General features: G+C 35.6%; 17 protein-coding genes and 2 pseudogenes. 8 read left to right on the forward strand and 11 right to left on the reverse strand.

The genetic code is table 11. From position 1 onward, the window contains the following. The coding region (locus HMPREF0013_RS09625; protein WP_029766770.1) for an IS30 family transposase at nt 1-241 on the forward strand (241 nt) is incomplete at its 5' end. Between the two features lie 204 nt (nt 242-445). Further along, nucleotides 446-808, forward strand: coding sequence for a DUF3592 domain-containing protein (locus HMPREF0013_RS09630; protein WP_002113983.1), 363 nt, complete (start codon nt 446-448; stop codon nt 806-808). Between the two features lie 4 nt (nt 809-812). Here HMPREF0013_RS09630 and HMPREF0013_RS09635 read toward each other — a convergent pair whose 3' ends face one another. From HMPREF0013_RS09635 to HMPREF0013_RS09650, 4 genes are read right to left on the reverse strand one after another with little or no spacing between them, the layout of a single operon-like run. Next, nucleotides 813-1,457, reverse strand: coding sequence for a glycosyltransferase (locus tag HMPREF0013_RS09635; RefSeq protein WP_002113996.1), 645 nt, complete (start codon nt 1,455-1,457; stop codon nt 813-815). Beyond that, nucleotides 1,454-2,053 (reverse strand): class I SAM-dependent methyltransferase, encoded by a 600-nt coding sequence (locus HMPREF0013_RS09640; RefSeq protein ID WP_002114002.1) that lies wholly within the window; start codon nt 2,051-2,053, stop codon nt 1,454-1,456. Before HMPREF0013_RS09640 ends, HMPREF0013_RS09635 begins: the two co-directional genes overlap by 4 nt. Beyond that, on the reverse strand, nt 2,028-2,822 hold the full coding sequence (locus HMPREF0013_RS09645) for a PIG-L deacetylase family protein (RefSeq protein WP_002113993.1): 795 nt from the start codon (nt 2,820-2,822) through the stop codon (nt 2,028-2,030). The genes HMPREF0013_RS09640 and HMPREF0013_RS09645 overlap by 26 nt, the downstream gene beginning before the upstream one ends. Beyond that, a complete protein-coding gene (locus tag HMPREF0013_RS09650) occupies nt 2,810-3,823 on the reverse strand; it encodes an acyl-CoA dehydrogenase family protein (protein ID WP_017386675.1) in 1,014 nt (337 codons plus the stop codon). The genes HMPREF0013_RS09645 and HMPREF0013_RS09650 overlap by 13 nt, the downstream gene beginning before the upstream one ends. A gap of 249 nt (nt 3,824-4,072) precedes the next feature. Between HMPREF0013_RS09650 and HMPREF0013_RS09655 the strand changes: the two genes are divergently transcribed. Together HMPREF0013_RS09655 and HMPREF0013_RS09660 are read left to right on the forward strand one after the other, a co-directional pair. After that, entirely contained in the window at nt 4,073-4,306 is a 234-nt protein-coding gene (locus tag HMPREF0013_RS09655; RefSeq protein WP_002113991.1) for a DUF2171 domain-containing protein, read from the forward strand. 305 nt (nt 4,307-4,611) lie between these two features. Then, nucleotides 4,612-5,556: a metal-dependent hydrolase gene (locus tag HMPREF0013_RS09660; protein WP_002113980.1), complete on the forward strand. Its 945-nt coding sequence runs from the start codon at nt 4,612-4,614 to the stop codon at nt 5,554-5,556. 10 nt (nt 5,557-5,566) lie between these two features. Here HMPREF0013_RS09660 and HMPREF0013_RS09665 read toward each other — a convergent pair. The 3 genes and pseudogenes from HMPREF0013_RS09665 to HMPREF0013_RS09675 form a co-directional block, all read right to left on the reverse strand. Then, a pseudogene (locus HMPREF0013_RS09665) lies at nt 5,567-6,180 on the reverse strand (TetR/AcrR family transcriptional regulator). Between the two features lie 861 nt (nt 6,181-7,041). After that, nucleotides 7,042-7,380, reverse strand: coding sequence for a hypothetical protein (locus tag HMPREF0013_RS09670; protein WP_002117449.1), 339 nt, complete (start codon nt 7,378-7,380; stop codon nt 7,042-7,044). A 284-nt stretch (nt 7,381-7,664) separates the two neighbouring features. Then, a complete protein-coding gene (locus HMPREF0013_RS09675) occupies nt 7,665-8,432 on the reverse strand; it encodes a class I SAM-dependent methyltransferase (RefSeq protein WP_002117457.1) in 768 nt (255 codons plus the stop codon). 365 nt (nt 8,433-8,797) lie between these two features. On the opposite strand from HMPREF0013_RS09675, the gene HMPREF0013_RS09680 reads away from it, so the two are divergent. After that, on the forward strand, nt 8,798-9,283 hold the full coding sequence (locus HMPREF0013_RS09680; RefSeq protein ID WP_031944142.1) for an Lrp/AsnC family transcriptional regulator: 486 nt from the start codon (nt 8,798-8,800) through the stop codon (nt 9,281-9,283). Between the two features lie 178 nt (nt 9,284-9,461). Then, nucleotides 9,462-9,578 (forward strand): hypothetical protein, encoded by a 117-nt coding sequence (locus HMPREF0013_RS24390; RefSeq protein WP_002117441.1) that lies wholly within the window; start codon nt 9,462-9,464, stop codon nt 9,576-9,578. Nucleotides 9,579-9,593: 15 nt separating this feature from the next. Here the strand turns inward: HMPREF0013_RS24390 and HMPREF0013_RS09685 are convergent, their stop codons facing one another. From HMPREF0013_RS09685 to HMPREF0013_RS09700, 4 genes and pseudogenes are all read right to left on the reverse strand, one after another. Continuing rightward, entirely contained in the window at nt 9,594-10,403 is an 810-nt protein-coding gene (locus tag HMPREF0013_RS09685) for a pyrroline-5-carboxylate reductase family protein (protein WP_002117443.1), read from the reverse strand. 354 nt (nt 10,404-10,757) lie between these two features. Beyond that, the gene (locus tag HMPREF0013_RS09690; protein WP_002117453.1) at nt 10,758-10,982 is read right to left on the reverse strand and encodes a hypothetical protein; all 225 of its coding nucleotides are present in this window, start codon (nt 10,980-10,982) and stop codon (nt 10,758-10,760) included. Between the two features lie 222 nt (nt 10,983-11,204). After that, nucleotides 11,205-11,432, reverse strand: a complete 228-nt coding sequence (locus tag HMPREF0013_RS09695) for a cold-shock protein (protein ID WP_002117452.1) — start codon at nt 11,430-11,432, stop codon at nt 11,205-11,207. Nucleotides 11,433-11,775: 343 nt separating this feature from the next. Further along, nucleotides 11,776-12,709 (reverse strand): annotated as a pseudogene (locus HMPREF0013_RS09700) (lauroyl acyltransferase). 239 nt (nt 12,710-12,948) lie between these two features. Between HMPREF0013_RS09700 and HMPREF0013_RS09705 the strand changes: the two are divergent. Continuing rightward, nucleotides 12,949-13,566: a LysE family translocator gene (locus tag HMPREF0013_RS09705; RefSeq protein ID WP_002117445.1), complete on the forward strand. Its 618-nt coding sequence runs from the start codon at nt 12,949-12,951 to the stop codon at nt 13,564-13,566. Nucleotides 13,567-13,679: 113 nt separating this feature from the next. Continuing rightward, the coding region (locus HMPREF0013_RS24395; RefSeq protein WP_240490537.1) for a helix-turn-helix domain-containing protein at nt 13,680-13,797 on the forward strand (118 nt) is incomplete at its 3' end.

Below are 13,797 nucleotides of genomic sequence, written 5' to 3' on the forward strand. Positions count from 1 at the left end.
TTTCTGTGACCCACATTCACCCTGGCAAAAAGGCACATGCGAAAATATGAATGGTTTAATTAGGCAATATTTACCTAAAGGGATTGATTTAAATCAGGCAGATCAGCATTATTTAAATCAAGTTGCCATGTCACTGAATACTCGTCCTAGAAAAGCGTTAGATTGGCTTACACCATTAGAGAAATTTGCTCAGCTTGTTGATTATCATAAGACTTTTCAAACTGTCGCACCTCATGTTTGAATTCGCCGGCATTTGATCATAAGGTTTGTTTACATATGTAGTCATAAATACAACAACTAAGTTATATACCCTTCCCAAATTTAATTATGATCCGTTAATTTTAAAGCTTCATTTGCTTATGTTTCAGATCAATTATATAAGCTAGATCGGGCTTATCAGTTCATTTAGAATAATGCGTTAAACGAATAACTCTGGTTTGAGTGAGTGAAATTTTCTGATTTTTTGACTTTTATTGGAACAGTCTGGTTCAGCTTATTGTTTATCTATATTGCTTGGATATTTTTTCTTAAAAGTCAGGTTCAAAGATTTTTAATTTATAAACGAGGAAAGTTTGCTTCTGCCGAGGTCGTATATTTTCAAGACTCATTAGCTAAGGTGCAATATCGCCCTTTATGTTATGTCAAATTGAAATTTCAAACTGAGCAAGGCCAAGTCATTACTGAAAATCTAAAGGTGCTTATTGCTAAACAAGATCAACATAAATATAAAGTCGGTAGTATTATTAATATTAAATATGACCCTAAAAACTTAAAGAATATTTCGATATTGGGCGAAGTGATGATTTAGGTCATTAGAGATTATTTAAAAAGTAGGATAAACCTTGAGGTGCGCGTCCATTTAAACGACTACTTGTGGTTACTCGAACTAGATTACTCCAAGTAATATTGCAACAATGCTTGATCAATTTTTTAATTAAAGACACGTCTTCATGACATGAAATAGGCTCAAAGCCACCGACCAAAAGATAGACCTCTGCACTAAAACTTAAATTTGCCCCGTGAATATGCTCGTGGTCCATCTGATCTTTATAGTGCGCTAAATATTTTTGCTGTTTCGTTATAGAGAGATGACTAAAATCGTCTAGCGTTACAGTGCCGCAAATTGCATCTGTAGGTTGGTGCTGGATTTGATAGCGCAGCCAATCAGGACTCACCACGGTGTCTGCATCGGTACATGCAATCCAAGTTACTCCACGCCCGATTAAATGACGGATTCCTAAATCCCTCGCTTGCCCCACGCATGCATAGTTGCATTCAATCCAGTTAATGTGATGGCTTTGGACAATCAACCGCGACTGGTCTGTACAGCTATCGAGTACAACAAGCACTTCTACCTCATAACCACTAATGTTATCTATGGCGACCTGAATAGATTGCAAACAGGCCGATAGATAATACTCTTCGTTATGCGCTGGAATGACGATACCTATTTTCATCTTAGTTTTTCCTGCTGCGCTAAAGAAGAAGTGTTCGCCGTCCACAGGTCAATCATAAAATCTGGATCGTTTAAACTGAGGTAATGATGAAATGGAAAATGTTGCTGAAAAGCCTGATGGACTTGCTCTGCGTTTAATTCAAAATCTTGAATTTCATGACGCCAGTGACAACACAGAATTTCACCGTCATCATTTAAACTATGTTTTAGTTTTTCAATAAACTGATGCAATTCATCCTTGGATAAGTAATAGGCCATCTCACTAATTAAAATCAGGTCAAACTTTTGAATTGAGTAGTCTTCGGGTATTTTCCTGTTCTCAACCACAACATGCTCAAACTCTTGTAGCCGTGCGGACGCCAATTGAACAGCACGCGCAGAGACATCTATACACAGTAACTCCTCGGCTCTTTGCGCCAAATGAAAACTTAAATGTCCATTTGAACAGCCGACTTCTAGCACCTTTAGGTAGCGGGGTTTTGTCAGCAGTGCGAGACAAATTTGTCTTTTACGAGCTTCATACCAATGAAAGTCGTAGCCCCATGGATCACTGTTATGACGATATAAATCTTCAAAGTACACGCGAGAATGAATCACTCAAATAAACCTCATAAGGCATTAAAAGACGTTTAATCGCATTTGGAGAGAGAACCGCAGCATTACCCGTAGTTTCATCTGCTTCAAGTTGGGTTTTAAACTGCAAAATTGCTTGATGTTTTTTAGTTAGCTGTTCTTCGGTTAAGCGGTAGGCTTTTGCTCGGTGCCAATCAATGCGTGGGTCTAAAGGCTCTGCCCAATGCCAAGTCCAAATTAATACGTGTAAACAGAGTAGTTGCTTAGCGGTTGCATAGGCTTGTACGGTTTTACCCACGGCTTCATGGTCTGGGTGACCATCAAATTCATAGCTACAAATTAGAATATCGTCGGCTTGAACTAACTTGTCTAAACTCTGCCACAGTTGATCGGTTTGCAAATGAATCTGACCATCTAACAAATTAAGCTCTATATGCTCGGTGAACTTTGCTACGCCTAGACAATTTAAGGCTGCCAAGCTTTCTTGCGGGCGAAGAATATTAAGCTGATCTGGAGGATATTTTGTAGATTTAGGATGACTTTGTGTGCCGTTACTGACAGCTAAAACCACTATTTTACAATTCAGCGTAATCAGTTGCTGCATTAACCCGCCACAGCCAAGCACTTCATCATCAGGATGTGGAGCGACAATCACCACTCTTTTTGAGCGAAATAACTCAAGATCTAAAGCTGCTAACGGTTGTTCTTGAAATGCCTTTAACCATTGCTCTTTGGCCGTACCCTCACCAAAAATAACGCGGTCTTCAACCAAAGGATGTTTTAAAGTTCCCATAGGCTTTGCTCCGACACACAGAGTTCTGCAATTTGTTCATAGTCAAAAGCAGCATGACTTTGCCTAATAAACACAGGCAGATCAGCCATGAGCTGAGCAAATGTCGCATCTTCACAAAAAGGACGAGCACCCAAGGCTTTCCCTACTCGCTCAATAACGCTGAGGCAGCATTGTTCTGTTTGGGCACGTAATATGCGTATTTCCCGCTCATGACTTAGCGTTGGTTTATGGTCTATGAGCTTGGCCACATATTGAAAATACTGTTTAGTGATTTCTAGCTGCTGAGCGACCTCGCCTAAATACAATTTTTTATAAGGATTCGGATTTGCCTGACAGCTTTCTTGCAAAAAGTTAGCTAGACGCACGGCGGCACCATACCAACAGGCCGCAACACCTGCTGCGCCATGCCAAAAACCTGGGCGTTTTAAATAACTATTTGGCTGACCAATCAATTTAACAGGTGTATTTTTAAAAGTTACTTGCGCAGTCTGTGTCGCATGCATGCCTACAGCGTGCCAGTGGCTTAAATCGGTGGTAATGGATGGATGACTTAAGTCGACAATACAAAGCTGCGCCAGCCCTTGCTGATCTTTATAACTTATTAAAGCTTTTTCAATGAATTCAGCACCAGAGCACCAAGGTTTTATGCCATTACAAAGATTGTCTTTTATTCGCAATGGTGCTGTTCCACCGTCTGCTGCCCAAACCGCCCAAGTCTGGTCATCTATTTCTTGCTGATAACCCAATTCATTTAAAATGCTTAAAGCATCACAATGAGACTCAAAAAGCTTAGCTAGACTTAAATCAACTCCAGCAATCTGCGCAAAAAGTTGCCAACGTTGATAGGTTTGACCCGAAGCTGGATGAGGCAAATTTTGAGTTAAATTTACAAGCTGAAAAAGTAAATTTATACGAAGCTTACTTTTATCTTCAGCTAGGGCAGCTTCAAATTCACTCAAACTGCTCAGTATCGTCATGTTTATAGGTATTTTAATATTCATTGCAAATAATTATTTATAAGACTTAACCCAACCATAACTAAAGATTTCTGTTTAGATAAACATATAAATTGTAATAAAAAGAAAAATATTATTAGTTTTATATCTAATTATTTCATTGTTACTCAAATATCACGGTTAAGTGAACTTATAATCCGATCATGTAAGGTTTATTAAAAACTCAACATTTAATCGATTATTTAAAGTAGTTTAGTTCTTACCGTTTTTCTATTTCCAAAGAAGAGGTCTAAAATGAACACTTTAAATATTAATGATATTAAAAAACACGCAGATGTTATTGCTTCTTGTGGTACTAAAGTAGGTACTGTCGATCATCTCGATGGTGAAAACCAGTTAAAACTCACCCGAGACGAAAGTGGTCAACATCACCTCATTCCTACTGGATGGATTGGGGAGGTAAAAGAAGACCAAGTTATTCTGAATAAAAACTCAGAAGAAGTTAAAGATCAGTGGCAAGCGATCTAAACTTCTAAGTAAGCTAGCTAGTTTTAGCTAAATTAAAATAAAATAAATTTATAACTAAAAATTTAAATTATAAAAACTAAAGCTCCTTTTTATTAAGGAGCTTTTTTTATTCATCTCATATTTAAAATAAATAAAGCTTACCCTCGTGTTGTGTTAAATATACCCAATCTTTAACAGAGTTGCTTTTATCTCTATAAACCTTTTTGAAGCTCATTTTGTCCCTTAAGCACATGGTGATCAATTTTACTTAATGCTAAAAATTGTCCATTCGCATTAAATGAACAATTATGAATAGGGTGACATATATGATCACAGGGAATCATCAGCTTAAAGCAAGAAAGGTCCATTTCGATTTTACCGAATCATCGGTCTGTTGGATGCCGAATGATCCGCTATGCTCGCATGTCGCCAATGGCATCAACATGCTCTTGCCCGCTGGTGAGTTTTGGTTTTGCCGTGTGTTTAATAAAACCCTTCCCTTGATTACCGATGAAGCACTAAAACAAGAAGTGATTGGATTTGTCCGCCAAGAAGCTGCTCATGCACGTGCCCATGAAAAAGCACAGGACTTCTTACGTGAAAATGGTTACGACATTCAAGAAACACTCAACCGTGCCCATTTTGTTTTTAATATTTTGTTGGGTGACAAACCTCTAGGCATACCTTTTTTAAAAGGCGAAAAGCTTGATGAATATTGGTTACTTTTCCGAGTAGGCGTGATTGCTGCAATCGAGCACTTTACGGGAACCATTGGTCAATGGACGCTAGACAGTAAGACTTGGGACCAAGCTGACCCTGCTATGGCAGATTTGTTCCGTTGGCATTTAGCTGAAGAAGTAGAACATCGCTGTGTTGCTTATGATTTATTTGAGCACCTTTTGACAAACAAGTTTGGTTTTTATGTGTCGCGCCAAGTGATTATGGCGGCGGTTTTCCCACTGTTTATTTACTTCCTTGCTGACTTTGCCCGTAGTTTAGGTAAGCAAGATTTAGAGCATGAAGATATTCAAAAATTGATGCGCCGAGGCTACTTCAAAATTATTCGTGAATTTGAAAAAACCGCGACTCGCTCAGACAACTTACCGACCATTAAATTTTTGTGGAAAGCGACGTTAAGATGGGTTTCACCAAAATTTAACCCAATTCATGAGGGAGACACCGAGCAAGCTTTAGCTTATATGGCTCGCTCGCCTGCGGTTCAATATTTTGAAGGTATGGCACAGGCTGCAAAACCTGCGACATTAAGCTAAGCAGCTATTTTTATATAGAATGAAAAGCCTCCTTTGTTTGGAGGCTTTTTCTTAGATAAGTTTTGTCGCTTAAGCAAAATTTAAAAAGAAATAATCCAACAACCGACCTCTTTCATCTACCACATTTTTATCTAAAAGCTGAACCATTGCCCCATCAATCATAAATAAGAACATGTAAGCATCTTGGAGTGAAGCCGTAGATTTTAAGGTTAAAAGCACCTTATAGATTTCGCTCACCAACCAGTTTCTATAATCAATCACGACTTTATAGGCAACTGGGTAGAGCTTTTCTATTTCAAAAATTGCTTTAAAAGGTAAATGATAAAAGCCATTTAAGTCGGCATGTAAAAAGTAAATTTGCTTAAGTTTATCCAGCACCATGAGTTCATTGTAAGAATAGAGAATTGAAAACACTTTGTCTTTTAGCGTGTCTTTTTGGAAACTGATACACCTCTCGATGAGTCGTTCCTTTGAGTGAAAGGCATTATAAAAAGTGGCTTTGGAAACCTTGGCCTCGCTAATAATTCGGTCGACACCAACTTTATGAAACCCATATTGATTAAATAAGTCTTTTGCTACGCGAAGCACTTTTAATGCTTTAAAGGAAGATTGTAAATTTGGCATAGATATACCGCTTAAAATAATTTTTTGTTGTATGTAAATGAGATAGAAATGCCGCCACTCTTAAAATGAGTGCTAAAAACAGGCATGCAAAAGCCGCACAAAATGGCGTGCTGACCTATCTCAAGTTTTATAGTTGCTGTGTTTTAGATTCTTAAGGTGTAGAAAACCTAGAGTCGATTGAACCGCTTTATAGATTGCTCGAGTGGTATGAATAGAGAGACTTTGGCAAAAGCCAATAAAGAAGAAATAGTACGCATAGCGGACTCCTAGATAAAATAGAAGTTCTACCGAATTACTGTCAAATAATTATGGTGGCAGAACGAAGATGGGTTGACAGACCAGTCATCTAGGAACCGGCACGCACAAGGCGTCCCACCTCCGTCCTACCGCTACGAAGGGGGGACGAACGAGTTCGCCACCAAAAAATTACTTTCTTGGTGCCCTAGATGGAAAACAGCCTGTCAAAGCCGACTGGCAATGTGGCCAGCAAGCAAAGGATAATCGGAGGGGTTTTAGGTGTCAATGTGATATTGGCTAGAAAATAATTAAATAAATATTGTTTTTTTATGGGATTAAAATATTTAACTAATTTATTAAAACTCATTATTTAGTAAAAATAATAATAGAACAAAAGAGGTTTAGCAGACTGGGCATATAGAACCAGCACGCACAAGGCGTCCCTCTCTCATCCTGAAACGAAGAATAATAAGAGAGATTTCAAGTGTCAATGTGATATTAGGTAGGTTTCTAAAGTTTATTTTTCTAGTTTGTTGGCAGATTATATTTAGTGATACACCGATAAAATGAATAATTAAATCCATTTTATCGGCTTGCTAGAAGAGGTTTTTAAAACCTTATTTTTTATTGTTTAATATATTTTGGGAACTCTTTTAAAACCTTATGACAAAAGTGGCCCTGTGTATCCGCTTTCTTACGTTCTTCAAACTCCTTCATACCAAATTTCATAACCTCTCTACCGTATTTTTCACCAAGGTCATGTTTAGTACATTTTGCGGCAGCATCCTTTAACTCTTCTGAGTAATAGTGATAATTACAATCGAGCTGAGCACGGCTTAAAAAACCATGTAGCTCTACTGCTTTCTCACACTGTGTTTGCTCTAGAAGATTTCTAGACTCTTGAGCAGCATAAATTGATGTTGCTAAGAATAAAGTGAAAATCGTTACTAAAATATTACGCATTATTTCCCCGACAAAGTTATTAAAAGTATTAGTGATAATATTGCGGGCGTATTAAATAATAATTATTTATAAGTGTCTATTAATAATAAAGAAAATGGGATAACCCTCCTCTCTTTTGAATACTTAATCACCTTAATAAAATTGGGTGATTAATTTTTATCAAGTGAATGATATTAAATTTGTTTTATAACCATCTTTAATATTATTCGAGTTATTCAAGAAAAGAGTTTTAGCAATATTTAATTGATTTCTACACTACTAAAACTCTTACTCATTTCAGCGCTTTAAAATCCTAGTTTCTTAAAGACAAAATAACCCACATGGCTTTCAAAGCTACCGTCATTTTGAATTTTGAAATATTTCTTCACAAGGTCAGATGAACCTTCCTGCAAATAACGTAAAGTTTTGATTTGATCTTCAGGCGTTTTCATGCGCTTTACCCAACTATCAAAGTCTAACGAAAGCGTTTGTTTGTCTAGGCCGACTAAGTCAAAGCCTGCATCTTCAATAAAATAGACCCACTCTTTCACACTATAGTTTCGTACATGACTTGGGTCTCGAATCGTTTCGATGGTCTGTAAAAATGTATCTAATATAGGCGAGCTAGAACTAATAATGTCTACAAAAATAACAATGCCATCTGGCTTAAGCACGCGGTTTACTTCTTTCATGGCAGTCGGAACATGTTGCCAGTGATGTGCAGAATATCGACTAATGACCACATCAAACTGCTGATCGCTAAAAGGCATGTCCTCAGCAATGCCCTGCTGCACAAAGATATTTTTTAATTTGCGTTGGCTCGCCGTCTTAGACACAGTGTCTAACATTTCATGAGATAAATCGTAAGCAAAAACAAGGTCGGCGTGCGGAGCAACATTGTAGGAAACATGCCCACCACCACAGCCTAAATCAAGAACTACAGCCTTTTCAATTTTCTGAATCTCATTAATAAATTTATTAAATTCAATACCTTCAGAATGAGCTTGGCTATTTAAATAGTCGAGAGATTTATTTTGATATTGTTTTTGATTTATATCATGCTGGGTGATCATAACCTTGCTCCTCCTTTGTAATGGAATTACATTAAAGGAAAAGTTAGATAAAAAATAATGATTAGTTTTTCTTCAATTGATAAATAAAAGTTATTATTTTATTTGTTTTGATATGTCATGCCAGTTAATAAAAAATAGATTTAAAGATTAATAAGAAATCCGCAAAGAGCACTGTTTAGTCACCCTTACTGAAACAGTGCTCTTTGCTCCATCCCAACCTCTATCCAGAAAGGTTCGATGCATAGAAATAGTGTATGTACCTTTGACTCAAAATGTTTCCTGTATTTTTTAAAATTTTTAAACATTCACAGCATAAAAATAAAGTATATTAATTTTTATCAGAAGATTCTTCTTTGGTTTATATTTTGAACAGAACAGAATACACACTAGATCGTATAGATCGGAAAATTTTATCTGCATTACGTGGAAATGGCCGTTTAACCGTTGCTCAACTGGCCGAAGAAGTAGGGCTTTCATCTTCTCCGTGCTGGACTCGACTGAAACGTCTGGAAACTTTAAAAATTATTGAAGGATATACGGTAAACGTAAACCAAAAAGCGATTGGCATTCATGAAGTCTTTTTTATTGAAATTACTTTAGAGCGCCATGATGACGAAATGCTAGAAAATTTCAGTGAAGCATTAGCAGATATACCTGAAGTAGTGGAAGCGCATCTCGTCACTGGTGACTATGATTATCTGGTTAAAGTAGCAGTCAAAGATGCTGACCATTACGAGCGATTTTTAAGAAAGAAACTTTATTCAATTAAAGGAATACGCCACACCCGTTCGACCTTTGCCCTACGCCCTCTCAAATCTGCTAATACAGCCGACTTAATGTTAATTGAATAAAAAGGTTAAACGCTGACAATTAAATCTTTAATTTATTGATTTTAAAATCTTTATTAAGGAAAAGCCTAGAAAATATAACAGATGATAGCTCTGTTATATTTTTTTTAAAAAATTCTGTATCTATGATTACAGCCTTCACTTCTTCAAAATGTAATTAATCTGAATTGGAGGCATCGCCATGAACATTTTGAAGAAAAAAAATAAGGCCAGTTTTGTATTCTTTATTATTACTCTCTACTCGTTTATTGGGTTTGGCTTAGGCTTCGTGATTTGGGAATACTTTTTAAAGGCCTAGTTTGCTAAAGAATACTTAACTCACCTCAGTAATAATTTCTGAAGTGATTTCTTTACTACGATGATATGCGGCCTTCATAGCTAAACGTATATCATCAGATACATTTCCTAGCTCAAACATTCTGAGTGCTGATTCGGTAATCCCGTTAGCCAAGGTCACCTTGCCACACAGATCCGCTGGCGGGACATTACTTTTACGGACCATTTCAACTGCGCCACTAGCCGCTTGGAGTGCTAAATCTAGAGCAAATTGTTTATCAAGTCCTAAAGAAACCCCTGTCTTTATCATGCTGTCTAAAATATAGAAAAAGTAAGCCGGTCCCGAACCAGACAAAGCAATAATTGCGTCTGTCTGCGTTTCAGACGGCGCCCAAAAAGTCTGACCCGTTGCAGAGTACAGCATTTCGATTAGGTCTTTATCAAGCTGGTCCATTTGCTCTGAAGCAATAAGCACATGTGTCCCCGTATGCGTCAGCACAGGTGGATTTGAAATTACACGAACAATTTTTTTCGAACCCGTAAAACGAGTCAAGTTTGCAATATCTACTCCCGCCATCATAGAAACTATAATTTTACTAGCTAACCATTTTTTTAGCGGTATAAGTGTCTCTTTTAACTGTTTAGGCTCTAGTAGCAAAACAACAATTTCAGCTTTTTTTAGTCCATTTTCTTGTTGCTTTAAAGCATTTGTATCATTAATCTTTTTCTCTTCAATGAGGTGTATTTTTTCTTTTTTAAATCCTTTTAAAACCAACCCTCCTATTAACGCTAAAGCTAGATTACTACTGCCAATAAAACAAATATTAGGTTGTACTGCACTTAACATTTAAAATGTTTTCCTTTCTTAAGAGAGGTTTATAACAACAAATATTATCTATAATTTAATTATGTATATTGAATTAATGATGACCGTCTGAATAAAGAACCCACTTTAATAAGATATATTATTAAAGTGGGTTTTGTTTTATTCGCGCAATAAATAAAACAACTTTAGATTAAGCCTAATGTATTACTATTGTTAGTAAATACCACAAAAAAAATGTTAAGCTGTGTAACATATACAAGAGTATTGTAAAAAATTCTGTAACGAATTCTATTAAGCTTATATAAAGAATATCTATTACTTAATAAGAAAATCTTTAGACCAAATTAAGGCACGGAAGTGTTCTAGTTCAAACAACTAAAGAGTTTCTTTCTTATTCGCTAAAATTCTCTCAGCTTTTCTGATTGCCTGTTGTAAATCAATATCTTCGCACACCCAAAAGGTAAAAATTTTTCCAAATAGGTGGAAATGCTGTTTAACATACTGAGAGCTATTGTCCGAATAGTGCTCTTCTATCTTAAAAACATCATTATGATTTTCTATCTTTTGACCGTCTAAAATACCGCCAATACAAATATCCATTTTAGTACCATACACCTAATTACTTATATTTTAACAAAAAATTTAGAAGCACTTTTAAGAGCATATTTTTATTCTGCTTTTTATTTTTAAAGATAAGCTTAATTAAAACTTATAAAAAACCCACAACATAGAGTGGGTTTTTAAACTCTTCTAAAGCGCTTTAGCCTTAAACATATTCTATTTAAATAATATATTTAAAACAACTCTAGTCGCTCTATGAAATTATGAATTCTGAAGAATCACAATATTTGAAGCTTGTGGGCCTTTTTTACCCTGTACTACAGTAAACTCAACACGTTGGCCTTCTAAGAGAACCTTAAAACCTTGTGTTTGAATATCGGTAAAATGAGCGAAAATATCCTTACCTTCATCAGCCGCAATAAAACCAAAACCTTTAGTTTCATTGAACCATTTTACTGTACCAGTAGAAGTAGAAGTAGAAGTAGACATATATTTATCCTAAATTTTAAAATATTATAACTTATTATTGGGGAAACCAATTTAACTAAAAAATAGACGTGAAAACTTAAATATCTGAATGAACCGAAGACTTATAAATAAAACTGCGAAATAGAAATTTATGATGACAAGAATATTTTGTTAGTTATGCTCGACTATACACGCTTCAAAATCATTTGCAATCGATATTCAAAATAATTAAAGCAAGAAAAATTTTATAGTGTTGACTCAACATCTTTCATCTTGATTTGATTAAAGATCCTTTCAATTAAAAATCTAATATTCTATATTTTAATTGAAAGAAATACTTTTAATTCTTGAGTTACTGACGCCATTAATAGAATTTCTGTTCACCAGCAGGACGTGTTTTAAAGCGTCGGTGAAACCACATGTATTGTGTAGGGGCAATGCGAATTTGGTTTTCAATAATCTTGTTTACCCTTTCAGCGTCACTGACTTCACAGCCACTTGGGAAGTTTTCTAATTTTGGTTCTACTAAAACATGATATTGCGGATTACGAATATCACCACTACGGTAAAAATATAAAGGCACAGCTGCTGCTTTTGAGATATCCATCAGTCTGCGATGAGCTGTAACTGTAGCGGCTTGAATACCAAAAAATGATGCCATGACCCCTTGTTTTAGGCCAAAGTCCTGATCTGGGCTATACCATATTGCATGACCATGTTTAAGGTTTTGTATGAGTCCACGCATGTTGTCTCGAGCAATTTGGTTTTTATATACTCGCGCACGACTACGATGAATCAGAAAATCTAAAAACGGATTGTTTTGAGGTCGGTAAACCACGTCCATATTAAAGAATAAAGTACACGCCGCTCCACCTGCATCTAAAAGCGTACTGTGGGTACCTAATAAAAGTACGCCATTTTCCTGATTATTGGTTAAATTTTCTAAACCATCTATGTGAACACGACTTTTAAACCAATTTGGGCAATACCAAGCATTTAAAGCTTCAAATACACCCGTTAAAGTATCAACAAAAAACCTGTTTAGCTTTTGCCTCAATTTGCAAAGGTGTTTTTTCTGGAAAACATGCTTGTAAATTACGTAGTGTAGTTTTTCTTCGAGAACTTAAAGATTTCCACGCTATTTTTGATAGTAAGTCAGCAAGGCGCCATTGAATAGCCCAAGGTAACATCGCAAATAACATTAGAATAAAAGCTAAAAACCATATACCCCAATATTTAAATGATAAAAAGGAAAATTGAAACTCGCCAGATTTAAACTGCCGTTCATTTTTCGTCATACTATAGATTTCTTGAGGTATAGACTTAGCATACTCACATGCTCAATTTTTAACGTTGTGTGTTTATGTTGCTTTCACTTTTATAGTTTTATATGCCCTATTTATTTATACAAAACTATATTTTAAATATTTAATCTATTCAAGGCTTAAATATACATAACCTTCTGTATACAACGATTATTTTCTCATTTAAAGTAACCGCACAATCTTGCCTCAATTGATAAATAGGATATATCAGCGTGAGCGGTCTTTTAGTATTTATAACAATAGCATTTCTTACCCTATTAAGCCCAGGACCGGGAGTTTTATTTACTGTCACAAATTCAATTAACTATGGTGTCAAAACTGCTTTGTTTGGAATAAGTGGTTTAATTATTGGTATGTTTGTAATTGCTGTAATTTCTGCCAGCGGTGTAGGACTTATTATTACTAGCAACCCTACTATTTTTACGGTTTTAAAGTTTATTGGTGCATTTTATTTAATGTATCTCGGATATAAAAACTTCACTAAAAAACTTGCAACCCAAGAGTTAATGACCGATCAACAAAAAGATAAAGCTGTAAGTAAATCTAAATTATTTTATCAGGGCCTATTTGCATCTTTGCTTAATCCTAAAACAATCGTATTTTTTATCGCACTCTTCCCTCAATTTATTGATATCAAGAAAGAGATTTTAAATCAATTTTTAATTCTTTCTTTAACCTTTTGTTTTATTGGTTTTTTAATTCATTTAGTTTACGCAAACTTCTCTTCAATTTTTAAAGAGAAAATGTTAGCTGGAAATAATTTCACGATACTCAATAAAATTAGTGGTGTTATTTTCTTTCTACTTGCCATTTTACTCATCATACAATAAAGGGCAGAGTAAAACTTGAAGTGCGACATAAACCACCTAATTAATTTAAAGGGTTTATGGAGTATATAAAATTGTCATACCATCATCTTAACTTTGAAGATCGTACTGCATTAATGCTTGAGTCAAGAAAAGAAGGCTTTTCAGCCAGAAAATTTGCTGAACTCATTAAAAGACATCCTAGTACGATCTATCGTGAGCTTAAAAGAAATAGCATCAATGACGTTTATCAAG

The sequence above is a fragment of the Acinetobacter sp. SH024 genome (assembly GCF_000163635.1).
GTDB lineage: Bacteria > Pseudomonadota > Gammaproteobacteria > Pseudomonadales > Moraxellaceae > Acinetobacter > Acinetobacter pittii.

Bases quoted from the DNA above. Each gene is read 5' to 3' on its own strand.
- HMPREF0013_RS09635 (WP_002113996.1), bottom strand. From the start codon at position 1,457: ATGAAAATAGGTATCGTCATTCCAGCGCATAACGAAGAGTATTATCTA.
- HMPREF0013_RS09645 (WP_002113993.1), bottom strand. From the start codon at position 2,822: ATGGGAACTTTAAAACATCCTTTGGTTGAAGACCGCGTTATTTTTGGT.
- HMPREF0013_RS09650 (WP_017386675.1), bottom strand. From the start codon at position 3,823: ATGAATATTAAAATACCTATAAACATGACGATACTGAGCAGTTTGAGT.
- HMPREF0013_RS09655 (WP_002113991.1), top strand. From the start codon at position 4,073: ATGAACACTTTAAATATTAATGATATTAAAAAACACGCAGATGTTATT.
- HMPREF0013_RS09660 (WP_002113980.1), top strand. From the start codon at position 4,612: ATGATCACAGGGAATCATCAGCTTAAAGCAAGAAAGGTCCATTTCGAT.
- HMPREF0013_RS09670 (WP_002117449.1), bottom strand. From the start codon at position 7,380: ATGCGTAATATTTTAGTAACGATTTTCACTTTATTCTTAGCAACATCA.
- HMPREF0013_RS09675 (WP_002117457.1), bottom strand. From the start codon at position 8,432: ATGATCACCCAGCATGATATAAATCAAAAACAATATCAAAATAAATCT.
- HMPREF0013_RS24390 (WP_002117441.1), top strand. From the start codon at position 9,462: ATGAACATTTTGAAGAAAAAAAATAAGGCCAGTTTTGTATTCTTTATT.
- HMPREF0013_RS09685 (WP_002117443.1), bottom strand. From the start codon at position 10,403: ATGTTAAGTGCAGTACAACCTAATATTTGTTTTATTGGCAGTAGTAAT.
- HMPREF0013_RS09690 (WP_002117453.1), bottom strand. From the start codon at position 10,982: ATGGATATTTGTATTGGCGGTATTTTAGACGGTCAAAAGATAGAAAAT.
- HMPREF0013_RS09695 (WP_002117452.1), bottom strand. From the start codon at position 11,432: ATGTCTACTTCTACTTCTACTTCTACTGGTACAGTAAAATGGTTCAAT.